Origin of the sequence: Vibrio coralliilyticus ATCC BAA-450 (genome assembly GCF_000176135.1) — a bacterium.
In the GTDB taxonomy this organism is placed as follows: Bacteria; Pseudomonadota; Gammaproteobacteria; order Enterobacterales; family Vibrionaceae; genus Vibrio; species Vibrio coralliilyticus.
The window spans coordinates 200074-222019 of the sequence record NZ_ACZN01000015.1; the positions used below are offsets into that span (position 1 = coordinate 200074).

A 21946-nucleotide genomic window follows, 5' to 3' on the forward strand; every position below is an offset into this window, starting at 1 on the left:
AGGCCACTATGACAACAAAAACCAAAAAGCCAACCAAGAAAAAGACACTGCCAGATGGCCCAGATTGGACATTTGATCTCCTCGAACGCTATCACGTTGAGATAAAGCGTGTTGCAGAGCATTATCGATTAGATACTTATCCTAATCAGATCGAAGTCATTACTTCTGAGCAGATGATGGATGCCTATTCAAGCATTGGTATGCCAATCAATTACAATCACTGGTCATTTGGCAAGAAATTTATCCAAACCGAGCAGGGTTATAAGCATGGCCAAATGGGCCTAGCCTACGAGATCGTGATCAATTCCGATCCTTGTATCGCATATCTGATGGAAGAAAATACCGTCACCATGCAAGCTTTGGTGATGGCGCATGCTTGTTACGGACACAATTCATTTTTCAAAGGCAATTACCTATTCCAAACTTGGACAGATGCTAGCTCTATCATCGACTATCTATTGTTCGCCAAAAAGTACATTGCGGATTGTGAGCAAAAATACGGCGTAAAAGAAGTAGAAGAGCTTTTAGATTCCTGTCATGCCTTAATGAATTTCGGCGTAGACCGATATAAACGCCCAGAGAAAATCTCTATTGCGGAAGAAAAAATGCGTCAGGAGGAGCGCGAAGCGTATCTTCAATCCCAAGTGAACGATCTATGGAGAACCGTCCCTAAAGGTAAAGTCGAACAGGAAGAGTCCAAGATTCGCTTCCCTTCTGAACCTCAGGAAAACATCTTATACTTCATTGAAAAACACGCACCGCTGCTAGAATCATGGCAACGAGAGATCGTACGTATCGTTCGCAAAATCAGCCAATACTTCTACCCTCAGAAACAAACTCAGGTAATGAACGAGGGTTGGGCTACATTCTGGCATTACACCATTCTTAACCATATGTACGATGAAGGATTGGTGACAGAACGCTTCATTCTTGAGTTCCTACATAGCCACACGAGTGTTGTCGCGCAACCTGCGTACAACAGTCCTTATTTCAGCGGTATCAACCCTTATGCTCTTGGGTTCGCGATGTTCCGTGATATTCGTAGAATTTGTGAAGAGCCTACGGATGAGGACAAAGAGTGGTTCCCAGAACTGGCGGGGACCGATTGGTTAGAAGCAGTTCATTTTGCAATGAAAAACTTTAAAGATGAAAGCTTCATCAGCCAGTACCTATCTCCTAAGCTAATGCGCGACTTTAAACTCTTCGCTATTACTGATGATGACAGAAAGAACTACATCGAAGTCACCGCGATTCACAATGATCTGGGTTACCGAGAAATCAGAGAGAAGCTGGCAGGCCAGTACAACCTCAGCAGTTTAGAACCGAATATTCAGGTCTTTAACGTTGATGTACGAGGTGATCGCTCACTGACACTTCAATATGTCCCACATGATCGTATTCCACTCGATGATAGCTACGACGAAGTATTAAAGCACATGTATCGGCTATGGGGGTTTGACGTCATACTAGAAGAAGTTAAAGAGTCAGGGCGACGTGAAATTCTGGGTACATGCCCAAAACGTAACGACTATGATGGAAAGATATAGCAACTAAAAAGGCCCTAACGGGCCTTTTCTTTATTGATGAGCAATGAGCTTCCTCACTACTTCTAAATCTTCTGGAGTATCAACGCCAGCAGGTGGCGCTTGCTTAGCCACCTCGACATGAATTTTCTCACCATACCACAATACTCGAAGCTGCTCTAAACTCTCAATTTTCTCTAGAGCAGTTGGTTCCCAGTTGATATAGGTATTGATGAACCCCGCGCGATAAGCATAGATACCGATGTGACGCATCAGAGGTTGAGCAATCACCTTGCCACCATTGGCAAAGTTATCTCGATCCCACGGGATAGTCGCACGACTAAAGTACATCGCATAACCATCTTTATCTGTCAAAACTTTCACTGCATTCGGGTTAAAGACTTCGTCTTCATGGGAAATTTCAACTGCTAACGTTGCCATAGGAGCTTGGCTGCTCGCTAGATTACTCGCAACTTGCGTGATAATTGCTGGCGGAATCAGTGGCTCATCGCCCTGTACATTCACGATCACATGATCGTCCGGAATGTTCATGACTTTCACAACTTCAGCTAAACGCTCAGTTCCCGATTCATGTTCAGAGGATGTCATGCAAACCACACCACCGAATGCTTGTACCGCACTCTCCACTCGCGCATCGTCAGTCGCAACGACAACTTTCTCAGCACCAGCCTGCAGTGATTGCTCGTAGACCCACTGAATCATTGGTTTACCACCAATGTCAGCTAATGGCTTACCTGGTAAACGTGTTGATTCATAACGTGCAGGTATAACGACGGTAAATGACATTATCGCCCCTCTTCCATGCTCATTTGGCGCGCTTCAGGCTCCAGTAGGACCGGGATACCTTCTTTAATCGGGTAAGCAAGGCGGTCCAACTTGCAGATCAGCTCTTGTTTGTCTTTGTCGAACGTAAGCTTACCTTTGCATACAGGGCAAGCTACAATCTCAAGCAGTCGATGGTCCATACTTTTCTTTAACCTCTTTAATCTTACTTAAAATGCGCGTCTCATCTTGGGGACTAAAGCTAGCAGTCACTGGAAGATACCACCAGTTTTCTTCTGCGTAACTGGCACATTTTACTGCATCTTTTTCTGTCATGATCAGATGTTGTCCGCGGCTAGCCAAGGTTTGCAACTCTGATGGTTCAAAATTTTTATGATCGGAAAAGCCTTGAGTGACGACTGGGCTCGCACCGAGACTTTCTAATGTGTTAAAAAACCTCGGTGGATGACCAATGCCGGCCATAGCCACCAGCTGTTCAAGTTGACTGACAGGGGCTTTCTCTCGGGTTTTTAAGTTCACTGCCAAACTCGGTGTCAGAGCCATGGCGGCTTCGTTCTCGTGAGCTTTTCCACCATTAGTAATGATGAAATCGACTTCGCTCAACCGTTTCGTTGTCTCACGTAAGGGCCCAAGTGGTATCAGTTGCTCACTGCCAAAGCGACGATTACCGTCTACCACTGCGATTTCAATGTCTCTTTGTAACGCATAGTGCTGTAAGCCGTCATCTGTAATGACAATATCAACGCCAAGAGGCAATAAAGCTTTGACTGCATCACTTCGTACCGGAGATACCGCTACAGGAGCTGCCGTTCGTTTGAAAATTAACTTGGGCTCATCACCACAGTGCTTGGTCGGTGTTTGTTCTTCAACAATGAGTGGATAGCTCGGCGCTTTAGCACCATATCCACGAGACACCACCCCGGGGTTGTAACCCATGGATTGTAATTGCTCCACCAGCCAAATAACGACAGGAGTCTTGCCATTGCCACCAGCGGTAATATTACCGACCACAACAACAGGAACTGGTGCTTTGTAACTGGATTTACTCCCAGATACAAATGCCTGGCGCCTCGAACGACTGATAACTCCAAATACTAAACTGAGTGGCCATAACAATGGCCACAAAACATAGCGTAAAGGATGGTTTTCAAACCAGATTTTTTCAATCACGGTTTAAGCACCAAACTGTATCCGATGAAGCTGTGCGTAGGCGCCATCTTTTTCGATCAAAGTGCTATGGTCACCGCGCTCAACGATTTCACCTTCATCAACTACCAAAATCTCGTCAGCGCTTTCAATCGTTGACAGCCTGTGTGCGATAACAAGTACCGTTTTATTTTTCTGCAACTCATCCAACGCAGATTGAATCGCTTTTTCAGATTCAGTATCAAGTGCAGAGGTTGCTTCATCCAAGATCAAAACTGGCGCGTCACGTAACAAGGCACGCGCGATAGCGATTCGTTGGCGCTGGCCACCTGAGAGACTAGTACCATTTTCACCAATAACGGTATCAAGCCCATCGTCCATATTGTCGATAAAGTCCATTGCATAAGCTAAGCGAGCAGCTTCTTCAATCTGCTCTCGGCTGTATTCATCCGTCGCGGCATAAGCGATGTTGTTGGCAATGGTATCGTTGAATAAGTGGACATTTTGCGACACTAGAGCGAAATGGCTGCGTAGGTTAGTCAGTTTGTAATCACGTACGTCATGTCCGTCGAGCTCAATGTTGCCTGAATCTACGTCATAGAATCGAGTAAAGAGATTCGCAATGGTACTCTTACCGGAACCTGAACGACCAACAAGTGCGACCGTTTTTCCTTTCGGTATGTCAAAGCTGACATTACGCAGCGCTGGTGCTTCTTTGCCTTGGTAGGTAAATGTGACATTTTTAACTGCAACTTCACCACGCACGGCCTTAGCTTCGTACTTACCGTTATCTTGCTCTGTTTCCAGATCCATCAACGCAAATAAGGTCTGGCTTGCAGCCATACCACGCTGAAACTCCGACGTAACATTGGTTAGTGCTTTAAGTGGGCGCAGTAGACCGAACATCGCAGAGAAAACCACAGTAAACGTACCAGGAGTCAGTTGCTCTTTGATTGAATCAACACTCGCTAGAAACAAAACAACAACAAGAGCAATCGATGCGATTATCTGAATCACCGGATTTGCAATCGCCTGAGCCGCGACCAGCTTCATCGATTGCTGACGCATCTGGTTACTCACGGTATCAAAGCGCTCGCGTTCAACGTTCTGTCCACCATAGCTAAGCACCACTTTGTGCCCTTTAAGCATTTGCTCAGCGGAGGCCGTCACATGCCCCATCGTATCCTGCATACTCTTAGAGATCTTACGGAAACGTTTTGACACGATACCAATAGCCCAAGCGACGACAGGCGCCACAATGAAGAGCACTAATGAAAGCTGCCAACTGTTCCAGAACATTAGAACCAGTAAGCCTATGATACTCGCGCCTTCACGTACAATACTCACTAAAGCTCGGCTAGTCGCCCCTGCAACTTGCTCTGAGTCATAGGTAATGCGAGATAGCAATCCACCAGTCGATTCTTTATCGAAATAAGACACTGGCATGTGCATGAACTGGCTGAAAATTCGTCGACGCATCAACATCACAACATTACCTGAAACCCAGCTCAAACAATAAGAAGAGACGAAACCACTCAGCCCTCTAATAACCATCATACCGAAGACAATGAAAGGCAAAGTGCGAAGAAAATTAGATTCGGTATCGCCAAAACCTTCATCTAACAAAGGTTTTAGGAGTGACACCATATATGTGTCGGCTACCGCATTGATAATGAGAGCAACGACCGCTACAGCCAAACCTGCTTTGTACAAGCGAATGTAAGTCCATAAACGCTTAAAAGTTTGCAGGGTCGTTTCATCTTGATTAAGAGACATAGAACTGCTTATTTTTCTTACAATATTCGGTCTATTCTACTCCCTTACGTAGCATCTGCCTATACCAAGCCAGCCCTTTCCACTCTCTTATCGCGTCAATTTTCCAATGGTTTGAATAGAAATTGACACTAACTTGACCGTAAGACCCCGTATCAAACCATTGTACGTCTCTGTCTGTATAACGTTTGACCACATTAGGAGCTGGGAGTCGCCACTTTCCATACAACGCAGATGAAGCGATGGCCACCTTGGGGCTAACCGCTTCAATAAACCGCGGTATGGAAGACGTTTTACTGCCATGATGTGGGACAACCAAAACATCGCTACGAAGCGCATCAGGTTGTCTGACAAGAAGCCATTCGACAATCGCGTCGATGTCTCCGGGCAACAGAGTTGATTGTTTGTATTCTGGGTGGGACACTCTCACCACGCACGAATGAGGATTATAGGCACGTTGCACTGATTCAACCGGCCACAAAAACTCCAATGTTAACTCGCCCCATGCGAGTATATTCCCCTTTAGGCACATTTGAGCTCGGGTAAGTTGCTGGCTAGCCATTAGAAGTTCCGGCTGCCAGTCGCGTAGCAACACCTCTAGGCCACCTGCATGGTCACCATCGGTATGAGATATAATTAACATATCCAGTTTACTGACACCGTGATAATGAAGGAAAGGCGTAATCACCTGCGCAGCAATGCTGCTCCTCTCCCAAGCAATTCCGGTATCGTAGGCTATGGCTCGTGAACCTTGCTTCACTACAATAGCCAAGCCATGACCAACATCCAAAACGAAGACTTGCCATACCGGCTTCTCTTTCCAGTCGATAACCCAAACCAACGCACACAATATAAATAGCGCTTTCCCTTGGATGCTAAGAAAAGTAGAGAACAACAGCAGCAACAGCGCCCCGACGAACAAAACCGTCAGAAAGTGGCTTAATGGAACCCAACTGCTGTCAGCGAAAGAAAGTGCATAGAATACGGGCTCAATAGTGATATCAACCCATTGCCAGAACACTGATACATTAAAAACGGTTTCAGCCAGTAGTGCCAAGAGACTTAGCGGCACGACAACGAAGCTGAACCAAGGGACGAAGATAAGGTTGTATGCGAAACTGGCTAAGCTCAGGCCTTGAAACGATATTGCCACTATTGGTGTCATTCCAATAACCAAAGTCAGTTGCAGCACGAGCGCATTTACCCAAGGTGACCACAATCTATTCTGCAACGAAACAAACACCAAAATTATCGCGACTGCCCACATAGACAGCCAAAGACCTGATGATGCCGCTGCAAACGGGTCAGTCAGTAAAAGCCAAGATAGGATAATTAGCCATTTATAACTTGCTGGGAGGCGCTTAAATGAGCGGAGCAACAACACTGCCAGACAACACGTCCACAATGCTCGTTGGGTGGGGATAGAGAATCCAGCTAACCAAGCATAAAAATAAGCACACACTAATGCTATAACAAACGGAGCAGCTAATGCTGTGGGAAAAAGCCTAAGGAGTAATTTGCCAAAGCACCAGCCAAGGTAAAACACAATGCCAATATGCAAACCGGATATCGCGATAAGGTGACTCAGTCCGCTCGCTTTTAGCTGCTCTTTCAGCTCGAAAGACAAACTCTCTCGTACGCCAAACGTCAGTGCTAAAATCAAACCTTTACTTGGCAGAAACTCTACCGAGTTCAACACTTGTTGATACAGTTCATAACGCGTAGAATCAGCATGACGAGTCCAGTAAGGCGTTTTGATTACAACACTCGCTCTACCCACTACTCGCTGCTGTAATGCATATTTTTCTGCATCAAAGCCAACATCATTGAGTAGACCTACAATAGGCTTAAGCCTGACTCTGGCCCCAATCTCATCACCGGGAGAAAGCATCATTGGAGAAGCAAGCCTTATTCGCGGCTGAGCAAACGTGTTTAATTCTTCACCATTAATTGATCTCACCACTACTTCCCCTTGAAAGCCGTGACTTATTTGCTTAAAAAAGCTGTCAACCTCCGCATTTATGGTAATATCCTGACCTGCTTGGAAAAGCATTGCTTGCTGATGGCGTAAAAGGTTACTGTGTATCACTAGTATCAGGCATGCGAACACAGGACCAACACACCACCTTAGCGATTTTGACCTTATACTGAGTATCAGGGTCAAGATACAGGGAAACAACCACTCCCATGCTGGCATATACCACCAGAACTGAGCGGTTGATATAAGGAAAGAGAACGATATAAGCGTCCAGTAATTTAAGTAGAGAGTCATATTTCCCTATGCCAAGAAAATTCATCAAACGCTTTATGCCTGACCACGAAGTAATAAAGCGTCAGAAAGCACTCAAAATTTTTGGCAACGTGCTGTACAACCCAAATCTTTGGTGTCTCAATCGCCGTTCGGCTTCTGGGGCATTTGCCGTAGGCCTGTTCATGGCTTTCGTTCCTCTACCCAGCCAGATGATTATGTCTGCGGGTTTAGCCATTCTTTGTGGCGTAAACCTTCCGCTCTCCGTCGCCTTAGTATGGGTGAGCAACCCCATTACCATGCCTGTACTGTTTTACTTTGCTTATAAAGTTGGCGCTTGGGTGATGCATATCCCACCTCAGCCATTTCACTTTGAGCTTTCTTGGGAGTTCATCATGCACCAAATGAGTACCATTGGACCTCCTTTCCTACTTGGTTGCATGATTTGCGGTATCGTATCGGCTATTGCAGGCTACTTCGGTATCAAAGCTCTGTGGCGCTATTCCGTTGTTCGAAGCTGGCAGCAAAGAAAGATCAGATTAGGTGGACTACTTAAAAAGTAAAAATCGAATTGTTTAGCGTTCGACGGGGCAATCAAACAATTGCAATAGTGATGTTATTTAAAAATGAAAAAGGACCATAAAGGTCCTTTTTTTGTTTTTAGCGGAAGTGTTATTTCGCACTAAGCACGCTCGCCGGATTGAGTTTGCTAGCACGCGATGCGGGGTACCAAGTAGCAAGCAAACTTAGCACTATCGCCGTCCCCGACACTAAGCAGACGTCTGATATGTTGACTTGAGAAGGAAGAAAGTCGACAAAGTAAATATCACCTGACAAGAACTGGTGACCAATTAAACTTTCTAGCCCTTTAATCAGCTTGGTTAGATTCATGGCAACCGCTACGCCAAGAATACTACCTACAACGCTGCCTAAAACACCAGAAAACACACCTTGCCAAACAAAGATCCGCTTAATTAGCCCATCGGTACCGCCCATGGTCCTCAATATCGCAATCTCTGAGGCGCGATCTTTCACCGCCATCATCAACGTCGACACAATATTGAAGCTAGCAACACCAATCACCAGAACCATCACCAAATACATAATTGTTCTGACGAGCTGTATATCTCGATATAAGAAGCCATAGTTTTGCTGCCAACTGCGTAAGTAGACATACACATTCAGCGTGTTTCCGGCCTCTCGCACAATTTGCGTCGCATTCAAAACGTCAGACACTTTCAACGACACACCTGTAACAGCCTCACCCAATTTGGCGTATTGCTGAGCATCTTGCAGAGGAACTAAAGCGAGGTTATGGTCAATCTGACCATTGAGTTTTAGCAACCCAGCGACTCTCACACGCACCCTCTTGGGAGCCTGAACTTTAGTTGCTGAACCCGAAGTTGGGATCATCAAGGTGATGTAGTCACCTCGCGACACCCCAAGCAAGTCAGCCACACCTTGCCCTAGTATCACTTGCTTATCGCCCGCTTTAAACTGAGACCAGACCGCTTTATCGATATACTGGCTCATATTCGAAACGGCAGATTCTTTATCTGGATCTATCCCTCGAACTTCAAGCGCTTTAAGTTGTTGGCCTTTCTCAGCCAATGCAGTGATCTTAACGTAAGGTGCTGCGGCTTCAACTTTAGGGTGCTTCTCTGCTTGCTCAATAACCGACTGCCATTCCTCGATCGGGCCACGAACCCCCTCAAACTCTCCATGAGCAATGACGGACAATACTCGGTCTTTGAGTTCACGTTCAAAACCATTCATCGCAGACAAACCGATGATGATCACCGCTACACCCACCGCGATACCAATCGTTGAAGACAGTGAGATGAAGGACACCATTTTATTACGCTGCTTAGCACGACTAAAACGGCCGCCAATAAACAGTGAAAGTGAAGAGAACAAATTACGCCTCCTCAACATTTAGCAACAGGCCATCTTGCATATGCAGTTGGCGATCCATCTTGCTCGCCAGTTCTCCATCATGTGTGACGACTAAAAATGCGGTCCCGGATTGTTCATTAAGCTCACGCATCAAATCGTAGATTGCCAACGCGGTCTTATGATCCAAATTACCGGTCGGCTCATCGGCCAATACCAAATCTGGGCTGTTAACCAATGCGCGTGCGATAGCAACACGTTGACGTTCACCACCAGACAGCTCAGACGGGCGGTGATCCATGCGATGACTCAAGCCGACTTTATCCAGCAGTGCTTTTGCCGCCTCTTTCGCCTTAGCTGTTTTAGTTCCGCCAATAAGCAGTGGCATGGCAACATTTTCCAGCGCACTAAAGTCCGCCAAGAGATGATGAAACTGATAAACAAAGCCAAGATGCTGGTTGCGAAGCTTAGCTTGCTTATTCGAATTCAACTGGGCAAGGTTTTGGCCAAGAAAAGTAACTTCACCCTGAGTAGTATCATCCAAGGCACCCAAGATGTGCAGTAATGTACTTTTTCCTGAACCCGACGAGCCAATGATCGACACCAGCTCCCCCTTCTTTAAATCAAAGCTCACGCCTTTTAGCACTTGAGTATCAAGAGAGCCCTCGCGGTATGTTTTACATATATTGTGACATTGAAGCAGGTTACTCATATCTCAAAGCCTCAGCTGGTTTAACGGAAGATGCACGGTAAGAAGGGAAAAGTGTTGCTAATAGGCTTAGTGCAATAGCCAAAGCAACTACGATACTGATTTGAGTAGGGTTGATCACAATCGGTAGTTCGCCTCCTACGGCAAACAAAGCAATGCCCGCGCTCTCAAGTAGCGCATTAATATTACTGGCTAGCAGCACGCCTAAAGTGCCACCAAATATGGCACCAATGACTCCACTGCTTGCACCTTGAACCATAAAAATCGCTAAAACTTGTCTATCTGTCATTCCCTGCGTTTTCAAAATCGCGACTTCAGACTGCTTTTCCATCACGACCATAATCAGAGCTGAAATAATGTTGAATGCAGCAACACCCACAATCAAACCTAGCATTAAGCCCATCATATTTTTTTCCATACGGACGGCTTGAAACAGTTCGCCTCGCTGATCCCTCCAGTCTTGCCATTGCCAACCTTCGGGCAATGGCTGCTTACTCAGTTCGCCCACCACAAATGGGTCATCGAAAAACAAGCGCCACCCAGTGATGGTGTCCTTCTTGAAACGCAATAAGCGCGCGGCGTCATCAATATGAGTTAGCATGAGTTGACCATCAACATCTGAGCCTGTGTTGTAAATGCCTGCCACAGTAAAGATACGCTGACTAGGAATACGCCCCAGCGGTGTAAACTGACTCGCACTGGTCACCATCAGACGCACTTTATCACCAAGCGACACGTCCATCGCTCTTGCGAGGGTGTGACCAATGAACACCTGATACTTGCCAGCCTGAAGAGAAGACAACCGGCCTGCAATTAAATGGGATTCAATCGGGTCATGATCACTAGGCTTGATGCCAATAAGTAGACCCGCAGAAAGGTTGTCTGAGCTTTGAATCACCGCTTCACTTTGAACAATAGGCTCAGGATGCGCCGCAGTAGACAATTGTTTGGCAAAGTCAGGGATTGCGGTATAAGGCGTTTTGCTATCCGCTTCAGACACAATAGCCTGAGGCAGTACGCCCAAAATGCGACCTTTGAGCTGAGCTTCAAAACCGTTCATCACTGAAAGAACCGTCACCAGAGACATCACACCAATTGTGATACCTGCGGTCGACATATAGGAAACAAAACGACTAAACCTGTCACCGGAACGCCCGCGCAAGTAACGCAGACCGATAAAGGTGGAAACCGGATGGAACATATATAAAACCAATAACGTTTGATAGGCGTTACTGTAACGATTTATAGCAGGCGGTTGTAGCCCCTAATTGCTAATTAGGCGTCAAAATGTGTGATAAACAATGACATACCTTGATTAGTTGCTTCTTATAGCGATAATCAAAGGATAACTTAAAGGAATTTCCGCATGTCTGATCAAGAATACTTTACTGTACACCACAAAATGACCGTGAATGTTGAGCCTCTCACTCAAGATCAGGCATTTCCAAGCTTTGATCAGTTTGAAGGGGAAATTCCAGCACCGTTTTTGGTGGCCAGCGAGTTTAGCCATCTTGATCTTCTTAATGACAATGCACGTACTGAGTTGAAAAACAACGACTTCAGACATGTTATCGAACTGCTTGATACTCAAAATGCCAAGCTGAACTTGTTGCTGACGTTTATGCTGTCTCAACAAGATGATGAGCAGTATCGACACCTCACTCAGTCATTTGGTGCCAGCAAGTTCAGCTATACCGCTGACAGTGCACTGGCAGTCGATACCAAAACACGAGTCAAAATGTTTATGGAGCACCCATCAGCCGCTATTTATTGCTATGGCCATGTTGAAAGCTGCGAACAACAAGATGCTCAATACATTATTACGGTTAAATACGATTTATTGCGCGATCAGGATGAAGACCTCCTGATCAAAGCCGCTCTCTACCAGCAACAAAAATTACTTCGTCAGCGTTCACTAAATCGCGACAAACAATAATTCCATTATGTCTAATACATCGCTTTTTAATCTGGCTAACCCATCCGGAGCCGGAGACAAAAAACAGGTTGGCAATTTACAAGGGGCAAGTTTAGCCCTTGCGATTGCTGAACTTGCTAATCAACATTCTAGCCATACTCTGCTCGCTGTTGCTGACCCACAGACAGCCTTAAAACTGTTGCAAGAAATCGAGCAGTTTACTCAGCAGGAAGTTTCCCTTTTCCCTGACTGGGAAACCTTGCCGTACGATAACTTTTCTCCTCACCAGGAGATCATTTCGGATCGTATCGCACGTTTGTACCAGCTCCCGACACAAAACAGTGGGATTACCATCGTTCCCATCAACACATTGCTCCAAAGACAGTCTCCTAGAGACTTCCTAATGCAGCATACCTTGATGGTCAAAGTTGGCGACCTCTACTCGCTGGAAAAACTGCGTATTCAGCTAGAGAAATCTGGATACCGACACGTAGATCAAGTCTTTGGACCTGGAGAATATGCCAGCCGCGGTTCCATCTTAGACCTCTTTCCTATGGGGGCCAGTGACCCATTCCGCATCGATTTCTTCGATGATGAAATTGATACGATTCGTACTTTTGACCCAGAAAACCAACGTTCAATTAACGATGTAAAGGAGATCAGGCTGCTGCCAGCTCATGAATTCCCGACTTCAGAGAGTGCGATTGAAGACTTCAGGATCCGCTGGCGTCAGAGATTCGAAGCCAGACGTGAGCCCGAGTCCGTTTACATGCAGGTGTCTAAAGGAACTTGGCCTGCGGGTATTGAGTACTGGCAACCGCTGTTTTTTGGGCACACCGAAACCTTGTTTGACTACATTGCCGATGACAGCCAATTAATCACGGTCGGTGATTTAGAAGCAGCCATCGACCACTTCCTCAGTGATGTCGACTACCGATACGACCAACGCAAAGTGGATCCACTGAGACCTCTGTTGCCGCCAGAAGAGTTGTGGCTGAAGAAAGATGAGCTCTTTAGTCGCTTTAAAACGCTGCCTCAAATACAACTTTCTGCCGATGCGGTTGTGGAAAAACAAGGGCGTACTAACCCAACTATTCAACCATTACCAGAATTGGCTGTTCAGCACCAAAACAAGGAACCGATGTCGGCGCTACGCCAGTTTAGTGAAAACTTCACTGGTAAAATCGTTTTCTCCGTCGAATCTGAAGGCCGCCGCGAGGCACTCCTTGAACTGTTGCAACGCATAAAGCTTCGCCCGGTCGAACACGAAAGTTTCTCTGCCGCGACAGAAAGCAACGATAAATTCACTTTAGTACTAGGCGCCTCTGAACATGGATTCCTGTTTGGAGAGAATCAGGTTGCTTTGATATGTGAAAGTGACTTACTCGGTGACCGAGTTATCCAGCGTCGCCGTAAAGATCGCAAAACTACAAACAGTGATGCCGTCATACGCAACCTTGCCGAGCTTAAGCCCGGTCAGCCTGTCGTTCACATCGACCACGGTATCGGCCGCTACATCGGGCTGCAAACGCTGGAAGCAGGTGGAATGACAACCGAATACGTCACACTGGAATACCAAAATGACGCCAAGCTCTACGTACCGGTTGCGGCATTAAACTTGATCAGTCGTTACTCCGGTGGCGCAGAAGAGTCCGCTCCACTGCATAAACTGGGTGGCGAAGCTTGGGCGAAAGCGCGTCGCAGAGCCGCTGAAAAAGTGCGTGATGTGGCAGCAGAGCTACTTGATGTTTACGCGAAACGAGAGCTTAAGCCGGGTTATAAGTTTGCCCTTGACCGTGACCAGTACGCCACTTTCAAAGCCGGGTTCCCTTTCGAAGAAACCGATGATCAGTCCATGGCGATCAACGCGGTTATGTCTGATATGTGCCAAGCCAAAGCGATGGATCGTCTAGTATGCGGTGATGTAGGCTTTGGTAAAACCGAAGTGGCGATGCGTGCTGCCTTTCTTGCTACGGACAACGGTAAGCAAGTGGCTGTCTTAGTTCCTACCACACTGCTTGCCCAGCAACACTTTGAAAACTTCAGAGACCGCTTTGCTAACTTGCCGATTCGAGTCGAAGTACTGTCACGTTTCAAAACAGCGAAGGAGCAAAAGCAAGTACTGCAAGATATTGAAGACGGCAAAGTCGATTTGGTGGTTGGTACACATAAGCTGCTTTCTAACGACATCAAATTCAAAGACCTTGGCTTGTTGATTGTCGACGAAGAACACCGCTTTGGTGTACGACAAAAAGAGAAAATGAAAGCGATGCGCGCAGACGTTGATATTCTGACGTTAACAGCAACGCCTATTCCAAGAACGCTGAATATGGCTATGAGTGGGATGCGCGATTTATCGATCATCGCAACACCACCAGCAAGGCGACTGGCGATTAAAACTTTTGTTCGTCAACGCGATGATGCCGTTGTAAGAGAAGCCGTGCTGCGTGAAATCATGCGTGGTGGGCAGATATACTTCTTGCATAACCAAGTTGAAACCATCGAAAAAGTCGCTGCTGATTTAGAGAAGCTCATTCCTGAAGCGCGCATTACCGTGGCTCACGGTCAGATGCGCGAACGTGAGCTTGAGCGCATCATGAATGACTTCTACCATCAGCGATTTAATCTGTTGGTGTGTACGACCATCATTGAAACTGGCATCGACGTCCCGACTGCCAACACCATCATTATGGATAGAGCCGATAACCTCGGTCTGGCACAGCTGCACCAGTTACGTGGTCGCGTTGGTCGTTCACACCACCAGGCATACGCCTACTTACTCACACCTCACCCTAAAGCCATGACTAAGGATGCCATTAAGCGTCTAGATGCGATTGCATCACTGGAAGATTTAGGTGCAGGTTTTACACTCGCCACTCACGATCTCGAAATCCGTGGTGCAGGTGAGCTGTTGGGGGATGAACAAAGCGGGCAAATTCAATCTGTCGGTTTTACGCTGTATATGGAGATGCTGGAGCAGGCTGTTGAAGCGCTGAAAGAAGGGAAAGAACCTTCTTTAGACGAGTTACTCAGAGAACAGACTGAGGTAGAAATGCGTCTACCTGCCCTTCTGCCAGATGACTATATTCCAGATATCAACACGCGCTTATCTATGTATAAGCAGATTGCGAGCGTATCAGACAAAGCCGAACTGGACGACCTTAAGATTGAACTGATTGACCGCTTTGGACTATTGCCAGATGCAACCAAGAATCTCCTTTCTGTATCAGAAATGAAACTTGAAGCTGGTTCTCTAAAAGTGAAGAAAATCGAAGCCCACGACAAAGGTGGATTCATCGAGTTCTATCCGGACGCTGACATTAATCCAATGTATTTGGTTAAACTATTGCAATCTCAGCCACAAAAATTCGCGATGGAAGGCCCAACTAAGTTCAAGTTTACGGTACCATTGGTCGACAGACGTAAGAGAATTCAATTTGTTGGTGATATGTTGGGCGAGTTCCAGCAGAACCTTTTACCACAAGCCTGATTAGATCAGGCTTAACTATTTTCCAAGGTGCGCTCACCTTATGATGGAGTTGTAATGAAAAAGCTGATCCCGCTACTACTTCTTGTTGTCGCGATGCCTTCATGGGCCCAGCGCCAATTTGATATAGAAGTGATCATTTTTAAGCGTGCGGTAAACCCAGAACAAACCGCTGAGTCCTGGCCAAACTCTGTACCTGAAATTTCAATGAAACGAGTCGGCAATTTCAATGACGCTAGCTACCGCCAGCAAAAAGGCGTTGAAATGCTACCCGCTTCATCCTATGAGTTGAACCCTCAAGCTCAGAAGCTAAAAAATCACGCCGGCTTTAAGGTGCTCTTGCATACTGCATGGAGACAAGGCGACGGCAACCGCTATGTCGCGCCAACCTTCCATATTCAGGCCGGTCGAGATTTTTCTGGCCAATTCAATGCTGACGGTTCGCAGAAAGGTTCAGATATTGGTACAGAGGTCATTGACGGAGTCACCGAAGAAAGTATTGCAAAGCCACTTTATGAGTTGGACGGCAAGTTGCAAGTTTACGTCGAGCACTACCTTTATGCGGACGTTAAACTGGACTTGAAAGCACCAAGCGTGCGTGATGTGACATTCGAAGCAAAACCTCTTGAGTTCACACCCACAGACGACATGGTTGCCGAAGACACGGTTCAAGTCGGCTTGATGGAAGATGTGACGCCAACAGTGCATACCGAAGAGTTTCTAAAGAGCTACCGCATGGACCAAAAACGCCGTATGCGAAGCACCGAAACCCACTTCTTAGATCACCCTTTGCTAGGGATGATTATTCAGGTCCGCCGTGTCGCACAATAACCTGAATTAAATAGCGTTTCACAGCCCTTTCAAGGGCTGTTTTTCTATAAAGGAGCATTATGGGGCCGGATTACCACATCATCACACCCAGATTAGTTTTGAAACTGATTCCTCAAGAAGATGCTGAAAAGCTGGCTCAGTGTGTCGTTCAATCTCCCAGCCTTCACCGCTGGATAGATTGGTGCCATGATAAGTTCACGATTAAAGAGGCAGAACGCTTTGTTCTTGCCACTCGACTGAACTGGGTGAAATCAGAAGCCTACGGTTTTGGTCTTTATCGTCGCAGTGATAGTGCGCTGATTGGCATGGTCGCAATCAATGAGCTTTACCACACCTTTAATATGGCCAGTTTAGGCTATTGGCTCAACGACTCGTATCATAAACAAGGCTATGCGAAAGAAGCCTTAAATGCATTAGTCGAGTTTTGCTTCGCGCAACTTAAAATCACGCGTATTGAGGTCGTTTGCGATCCCGACAATATTCCAAGCCAAAAACTAGCCGAATCATGTGGTGCAGTATTTGAAGTAAGCGCCGCAAACCGCTATCTATTCAATGGACAGCCCAAGCAAGGGCTCGTGTATTCCATCATCCCAACTAACAACAAATAATCTCAAAAAAAGTGAATAACAATAACTTTAGAGATTTTAACGTTTAGTAAAGTTATTTAACTCTCCGCTCTTCAAAGATGTCAGATAGTATGATCGTCCAATTAAAAGAAAACTAAGAAAAACAATATGATCATCTTCAACTCAGACTCAGTAGGCTCACTGCTCAAACTACTCTTAGACGATACCAAAGTATCAAAAAGCTACTACTTCAATGATGGTTCGGAGAACCACAAATTGGCTTGTTTTGATGAAGTCACCGATTTGTTTGACGTAAACGGCTGTATGCAAAGTATCGTTACCAGTTACCAACTCCACTTTATTGGCGGACTATCACTAAAGGTCAAACGCCTAGGTAATGAGTACCAGATTGTCGGGAATCTGTCTCTCAATACAAAAAATAAAGAGGAGAGCCCGATCGCACATGTAGCGGAGTTCCATTTTTAAATATTCGTTAATTCACTGCCTTAGAATGAGTAAAGTAAAAATCCACCTGCATAGCAGGTGGCTTTGGTTGGCCCCCTATAAGGGGGCTCACTGCTATTTATCTAACCCTAGAAGCATTTGTCGCTCCTCTTCTTCTTTCCCCACACGATCTTGGTGCCTGACATATCTACGTATAATTTCCTCGTTCATCCCTACCGAATCAACAAAGTAACCTCGTTGCCAGAACTTATTACCCCAGAGCTTTTTCTTTCTCAAATACGGAAATTTGTTAAACAACCTAATCGCTGTACGACCTTTAACAAACCCCATGTAATTTGAGATACTCATGCTCGGCGGAAGCCTCACGACTAAATGGACATGATCAATTTGGACGTTAAGCTCGACAACCTTGCATTTCTTCATATTGCTGTAAACGTAGATACTTCGATACAGCTCTTTGCCTAAATTTCCTTTCAGAATCTTTAGTCGATATTTAGGTGTCCAAACAATATGATATTGGCACCGATGATAAACGTGTGAAGCGGATTCATATCTGCTCATGTTCGTTATTTCCTTCATTTGTTGGTTGCAAACGAGGACATCTTGAACATGAGCGTTCTTCGGGCAAAGCCCAAAAGAACGATCACCACCTTCTAAAGAAGGTGGTTTAGGGCCAGAAAACGAAAAAAAGAGCACCCTATGGTGCTCTTTCTTTTGGATATGATTAGTGCAGTTTAAGATTAGGGCGAAGTACTCGGTTTATCCGCCCCATCAAAATGATCAGAGCTGTTTTGAACAAGCCATGTAAAGCCATCTGATGCAAGCGATACAAGGAAATGTACACCACTCGAGCAATACGACCTTCTACCATCATAGAACCTTTGGTTAAGTTACCCATTAAGCTCCCCACGGTAGAAAACTGGCTCAAAGAAACCAAAGAGCCTTTGTCTTTATAAACATAAGCTTTCAGTTCGCGTCCATTGAGCTTAGCAACAATATTAGAAAATGCGCAGCTCGCCATTTGGTGCGCCGCTTGAGCTCTAGGTGGTACAAATGATCCATCAGCTTGAGTGCACTGAGCCAAATCACCAATTACGAAAATATCATCATCGAGAGTCGTTTGTAGTGTGTCTTTCACTATGAGTTGATTGATTCGGTTAGTTTCCAATCCACCAATATTTTTCACAAAGTCAGGAGCTTTAATCCCTGCAGCCCAAACCATAATCTGGGCAGGAATCTTTTCCCCATCTTTAGTAGTGAGGCCATCTGCACTCGCTTCCGTCACCATGGTTGTTGTGCGCACATTAACACCTAGCTTAGTTAACTCGTGGTGTGCAGCGCTGGAAATTCTGGCTGGCAATGCAGGTAGGATACGCTCACCAGCTTCGATCAGATTGACGTTTAGCTTGCTGGAATCGAGATCACCAAAGCCATAGGTTCGAAGCTCTTTCACGGCATTATGAAGTTCTGCTGATAATTCAACGCCTGTTGCGCCCGCACCTACAATTGCAATATCAACAGTGCCATGACCATGCTTGGCGTGTAATTTGAGGAACTCATTGTTCATCTCAGTTCTGAATTTATAAGCTTGCTCTGTACTATCAAGGAAAATACAGTGCTCTCTTACGCCTGGAGTATTGAAGTCATTAGAAGTGGAGCCCAACGCCATGATAAGGATGTCATATTCAAGCTCACGGCCTGGCATCAAAAGCTCATCATGTTCATCTCTTAGCTCGCCCAGCGTGATAACTTTGCGCTCTCTGTCGATGTCCTCAAGGCTACCCATCTGGAAATCAAAGTGGTGGTTTTTCGCATGGGCGCGATAGCTTAACGCATCAACACCCTCATCCAAAGAACCTGTTGCCACTTCGTGTAAAAGTGGTTTCCATAAATGACTGGCTTTGCGATCCACTAGGGTCACTTTTGCCCGTCTTTTTCGACCTAATGTACGACCTAGTTTGGTAACAAGCTCCAATCCGCCTGCACCGCCACCTACTACGATAATTCGAGTCACAGCAACTTTCCTCTAAAGATAAAAACTATGTTTCGAGTCGAAGAATTCGCCCCGATGAAATTGTGTAATGTTGGCCAATCTGCAGAATCAGTTTCAGTCTTACGATCAAAGGGCCATTAGAGGTTTTTTCGTCAAATACAACGCGATAATTGGAATAACAGTCTGAAGACTCAAGGCTAATGTGCTCAGGCATTAGCTCATAGTGGGCAAACTTATTGGTTTGCTCTCAATTTTTTTTGATATTTATCAAAAATTTTATGGTGGATTCATTATATAGGGCAAAGTGTGCCGCGCAACAAAAGATTACGTCAATCACACTTAATTTTTCCTTAATTTAAATTTGAATGAGTAAGAAAAAAGCGACGTGCTCAATTGACGTCGCTTTTGAAGAAATTTGGTTAGAAATGACGTTTAGCTGTCTGCTTTAAACGCTTTAATGGTCTGCAGATGTTGAGAGATTTTCTTAAACTTATGAGTCTCATTTTCATCCCAGATAATTTGGTAATGTTTCTCGAGTGCCTGAGCCGTTTGGCGGTTGTCATGAACCTCATCATCTTTAGATAGGATCACCAAACACTGGTCTTTGTTTTTACTACGAAATTCTTCAACACATTTTGTGGCGATATCTTCATACTCTTCAGGACGATCTATGCGTCCTTGCATGTTATTTTCCGGGTGCAAGTTAGGGTTAAAAATCACCTGCTTAATACCGCATAAGAAGCCGATTCGCTCAGACCAATAACCACCTAAGCCAACTCCACAAATAATGGCGTTACGATCACCAGATTGTTCTATCGCTTTATGCACTTCTTTTAACAAATGCTGCATATCATGCTTGGGATGCAAAGTGCTGTAGTTAATGAAACGGACGTCTTCATCAATGAACTGCAACTGGAGCACTTTTTCGTGGTTTCCCGGACTGGTGGAGTCAAAACCATGTAAGTAAATAATCATTCTATCACCCTCAATTCCTATCGGTTTAATCTACCACGAATACTAAGGTTTTAAAGTCAGCACATAGAATTATATCTATGAGGCATTCAAACAGTGATCTTAACTACAAAATGTGTCACGCAAAGCTTGCGCTTGGACAAGGTACTGCTCATCCCCCCAAAGCTGATAGGCAAGTAAATACCACAACATGGCCATCATAGTTGCTCTAGGTTGCCAAGCCATCACACCTTCAACCCAGTCATCAACACCCTCAATTTCCCTAAGTTGGCAATATCGATAAACCGACTCAAGCGGCTTTTCCCCCACCACCCCAATACTCAAAGTAAGATCCAACCTTGGGTCAGCCATCGAGGCATACTCCCAATCTATTACCATATTGCCTTTCGACTGCTTGACCATATTATAACCAGCCAAATCAAAGTGACATAAAGTGCTACCAATGTCAGCTAGGCTCGGAGCACTTCGCCACTGCTGGTAAATGCTCAGGTAATCATCAGACCTCAGCTCCTCTCGCAGCAACATCCAATAATGATCGACACGAGCGGTAAAGTTAAATGGAGCCACAGGGATTCGAGCCGTCTCTAAACTATGAATTTTGATCATTGTTTTAAGCAGAGAATCAAAAGGCAATCCATCAGTTAATGATTCACCTTCAATCCATTCCACCAACAACCCTTGTTCGTTGATGTGAATAGCTTTAGGTGCTAGGTGGGAATCTTCTATCGCTGTCAGGATTTGATATTCCTGAAAGCGTGAAATAGAAAAGGCTTTGGTTATCGAAGTATTGGGACGCCAGACAAAGCAATCGCCGCTTTGGGTAACAACCTTCCAGCAGCGATTAGTCAGGCCTCCGGTCAGCGTCTGAGCATAATCCGGAGAGATAGAAAAGAAGTGATCTAATGACTTCAATGAACCGTCTAGCTGACATGCCTCATGCCACGACATCCTTGCCATAAATCACTCCTCTATAGATTAAAGACCTAAGAAGCTCTTAGACTCTTGTTTGCGGATTTCAGTTTCATCTGCCCATTCAATCAGGCCTGTTTCCAAATCCATCAGACGCATTGTCATCTTGTAGTATACGTCTTTGTCACTACCACCAGCTTTAGCAATGCTCGATAGGTTGCCGTATAGCATGTACTGCGCACCAACCATTTTACCAAACTGAATCGCAGTGCTTTGGTTTACAAGCTCATCATTGTTTTGGAAGTTAAGTTGCTCGCGAACTGATTCAACGCGGTCCATATCAACAAAACGGAACTTACCAGAGTTCAACATCTTAGTACTGATGGTATCGGTAATCGACTCAGTATCAATATGCTCACTTGTCTTATTCTTGATACGTTCAACAAAAACAATCGGACGAGAGTCACGTGTAATGGCTGACACTGATCCTGACATCATCATGCTGTCAACCATTTCGCCCGCAATTTTCTGCAGGTCTGTTGAGCCAAAATCAATCGTTGTCGTCTCAACCGCCTGTGCATCACCGTAGCTGACTTTGTTCGAACAACCGCCCAGGATGACAGCCAAGCCAAGTAATGCGATAACACTTTTTTTCATTCTTGGTTCCTCAAATCTTTATAGAATCTTGTGTTATGAGTGTATGACTAAAGTT

20 protein-coding genes are annotated in these 21946 nt (G+C 45.4%); 7 read left to right on the forward strand and 13 right to left on the reverse strand.

Translation table 11 applies throughout. The features are described from left to right. Positions 1–8: 8 nt before the first annotated feature. Positions 9–1547: a SpoVR family protein gene (locus VIC_RS08375; protein ID WP_006959055.1), complete on the forward strand. Its 1539-nt coding sequence runs from the start codon at positions 9–11 to the stop codon at positions 1545–1547. A 30-nt stretch (positions 1548–1577) separates the two neighbouring features. On the opposite strand, the gene kdsB is transcribed toward VIC_RS08375, so the two are convergent. Genes kdsB through VIC_RS08400 form a run of 5 tightly spaced genes read right to left on the reverse strand, consistent with a single transcriptional unit; the run spans position 1578 to position 7518 of the window. Beyond that, positions 1578–2330 carry a 3-deoxy-manno-octulosonate cytidylyltransferase gene (kdsB, locus tag VIC_RS08380; RefSeq protein WP_006959056.1) on the reverse strand — a complete coding sequence of 251 codons (753 nt, stop codon included), beginning with the start codon at positions 2328–2330 and terminating at the stop codon, positions 1578–1580. Continuing rightward, positions 2330–2509, reverse strand: coding sequence for a Trm112 family protein (locus VIC_RS08385; protein WP_006075338.1), 180 nt, complete (start codon positions 2507–2509; stop codon positions 2330–2332). Before VIC_RS08385 ends, kdsB begins: the two co-directional genes overlap by 1 nt. Further along, the gene (gene lpxK / locus VIC_RS08390; RefSeq protein ID WP_006959057.1) at positions 2490–3497 is read right to left on the reverse strand and encodes a tetraacyldisaccharide 4'-kinase; all 1008 of its coding nucleotides are present in this window, start codon (positions 3495–3497) and stop codon (positions 2490–2492) included. Before lpxK ends, VIC_RS08385 begins: the two co-directional genes overlap by 20 nt. A gap of 3 nt (positions 3498–3500) precedes the next feature. Next, positions 3501–5249, reverse strand: a complete 1749-nt coding sequence (msbA, locus tag VIC_RS08395; protein ID WP_006959058.1) for a lipid A ABC transporter ATP-binding protein/permease MsbA — start codon at positions 5247–5249, stop codon at positions 3501–3503. Between the two features lie 31 nt (positions 5250–5280). After that, entirely contained in the window at positions 5281–7518 is a 2238-nt protein-coding gene (locus VIC_RS08400) for a DNA internalization-related competence protein ComEC/Rec2 (protein ID WP_006959059.1), read from the reverse strand. An 8-nt stretch (positions 7519–7526) separates the two neighbouring features. Here VIC_RS08400 and VIC_RS08405 point away from each other — a divergent pair, with 8 nt between their 5' ends. Further along, positions 7527–8057: a DUF2062 domain-containing protein gene (locus VIC_RS08405; protein ID WP_006959060.1), complete on the forward strand. Its 531-nt coding sequence runs from the start codon at positions 7527–7529 to the stop codon at positions 8055–8057. A gap of 109 nt (positions 8058–8166) precedes the next feature. Here VIC_RS08405 and lolE read toward each other — a convergent pair whose 3' ends face one another. The 3 genes from lolE to lolC are packed head-to-tail and all read right to left on the reverse strand — an operon-like array spanning position 8167 to position 11297. Next, the gene (gene lolE, locus VIC_RS08410) at positions 8167–9411 is read right to left on the reverse strand and encodes a lipoprotein-releasing ABC transporter permease subunit LolE (RefSeq protein ID WP_006959061.1); all 1245 of its coding nucleotides are present in this window, start codon (positions 9409–9411) and stop codon (positions 8167–8169) included. 1 nt (position 9412) lies between these two features. Then, positions 9413–10099 (reverse strand): lipoprotein-releasing ABC transporter ATP-binding protein LolD, encoded by a 687-nt coding sequence (lolD, locus tag VIC_RS08415; protein WP_006959062.1) that lies wholly within the window; start codon positions 10097–10099, stop codon positions 9413–9415. Then, a complete protein-coding gene (lolC, locus tag VIC_RS08420) occupies positions 10092–11297 on the reverse strand; it encodes a lipoprotein-releasing ABC transporter permease subunit LolC (protein ID WP_006959063.1) in 1206 nt (401 codons plus the stop codon). The genes lolD and lolC overlap by 8 nt, the downstream gene beginning before the upstream one ends. 165 nt (positions 11298–11462) lie before the next feature. Here lolC and VIC_RS08425 point away from each other — a divergent pair, with 165 nt between their 5' ends. The 5 genes from VIC_RS08425 to VIC_RS08445 all read left to right on the forward strand — a co-directional run bounded on the left by VIC_RS08425 (position 11463) and on the right by VIC_RS08445 (position 17381). Then, positions 11463–12032, forward strand: coding sequence for a hypothetical protein (locus VIC_RS08425; protein ID WP_006959064.1), 570 nt, complete (start codon positions 11463–11465; stop codon positions 12030–12032). A gap of 7 nt (positions 12033–12039) precedes the next feature. Further along, positions 12040–15501, forward strand: a complete 3462-nt coding sequence (gene mfd / locus VIC_RS08430; protein ID WP_006959065.1) for a transcription-repair coupling factor — start codon at positions 12040–12042, stop codon at positions 15499–15501. 54 nt (positions 15502–15555) lie between these two features. Beyond that, complete coding sequence (locus tag VIC_RS08435; protein WP_006959066.1) at positions 15556–16329, forward strand: peptidoglycan binding protein CsiV; 774 nt, start codon at positions 15556–15558, stop codon at positions 16327–16329. A 59-nt stretch (positions 16330–16388) separates the two neighbouring features. Continuing rightward, entirely contained in the window at positions 16389–16937 is a 549-nt protein-coding gene (locus VIC_RS08440) for a GNAT family N-acetyltransferase (protein ID WP_006959067.1), read from the forward strand. Between the two features lie 126 nt (positions 16938–17063). Next, complete coding sequence (locus tag VIC_RS08445) at positions 17064–17381, forward strand: hypothetical protein (protein WP_006959068.1); 318 nt, start codon at positions 17064–17066, stop codon at positions 17379–17381. Between the two features lie 93 nt (positions 17382–17474). Here the strand turns inward: VIC_RS08445 and tnpA are convergent, their stop codons facing one another. The 5 genes from tnpA to lpoB all read right to left on the reverse strand — a co-directional run bounded on the left by tnpA (position 17475) and on the right by lpoB (position 21891). After that, complete coding sequence (tnpA, locus tag VIC_RS08450) at positions 17475–17921, reverse strand: IS200/IS605 family transposase (protein ID WP_039951144.1); 447 nt, start codon at positions 17919–17921, stop codon at positions 17475–17477. Between the two features lie 163 nt (positions 17922–18084). Next, positions 18085–19374, reverse strand: coding sequence for an NAD(P)/FAD-dependent oxidoreductase (locus tag VIC_RS08455; protein WP_006959069.1), 1290 nt, complete (start codon positions 19372–19374; stop codon positions 18085–18087). A 411-nt stretch (positions 19375–19785) separates the two neighbouring features. Continuing rightward, positions 19786–20328 (reverse strand): alpha/beta hydrolase YcfP, encoded by a 543-nt coding sequence (ycfP, locus tag VIC_RS08460; RefSeq protein WP_021455149.1) that lies wholly within the window; start codon positions 20326–20328, stop codon positions 19786–19788. A gap of 99 nt (positions 20329–20427) precedes the next feature. Continuing rightward, positions 20428–21282, reverse strand: coding sequence for a phosphotransferase (locus tag VIC_RS08465; protein ID WP_006959072.1), 855 nt, complete (start codon positions 21280–21282; stop codon positions 20428–20430). Positions 21283–21300: 18 nt separating this feature from the next. Continuing rightward, on the reverse strand, positions 21301–21891 hold the full coding sequence (lpoB, locus tag VIC_RS08470) for a penicillin-binding protein activator LpoB (protein ID WP_006959073.1): 591 nt from the start codon (positions 21889–21891) through the stop codon (positions 21301–21303). Positions 21892–21946: the final 55 nt, after the last annotated feature.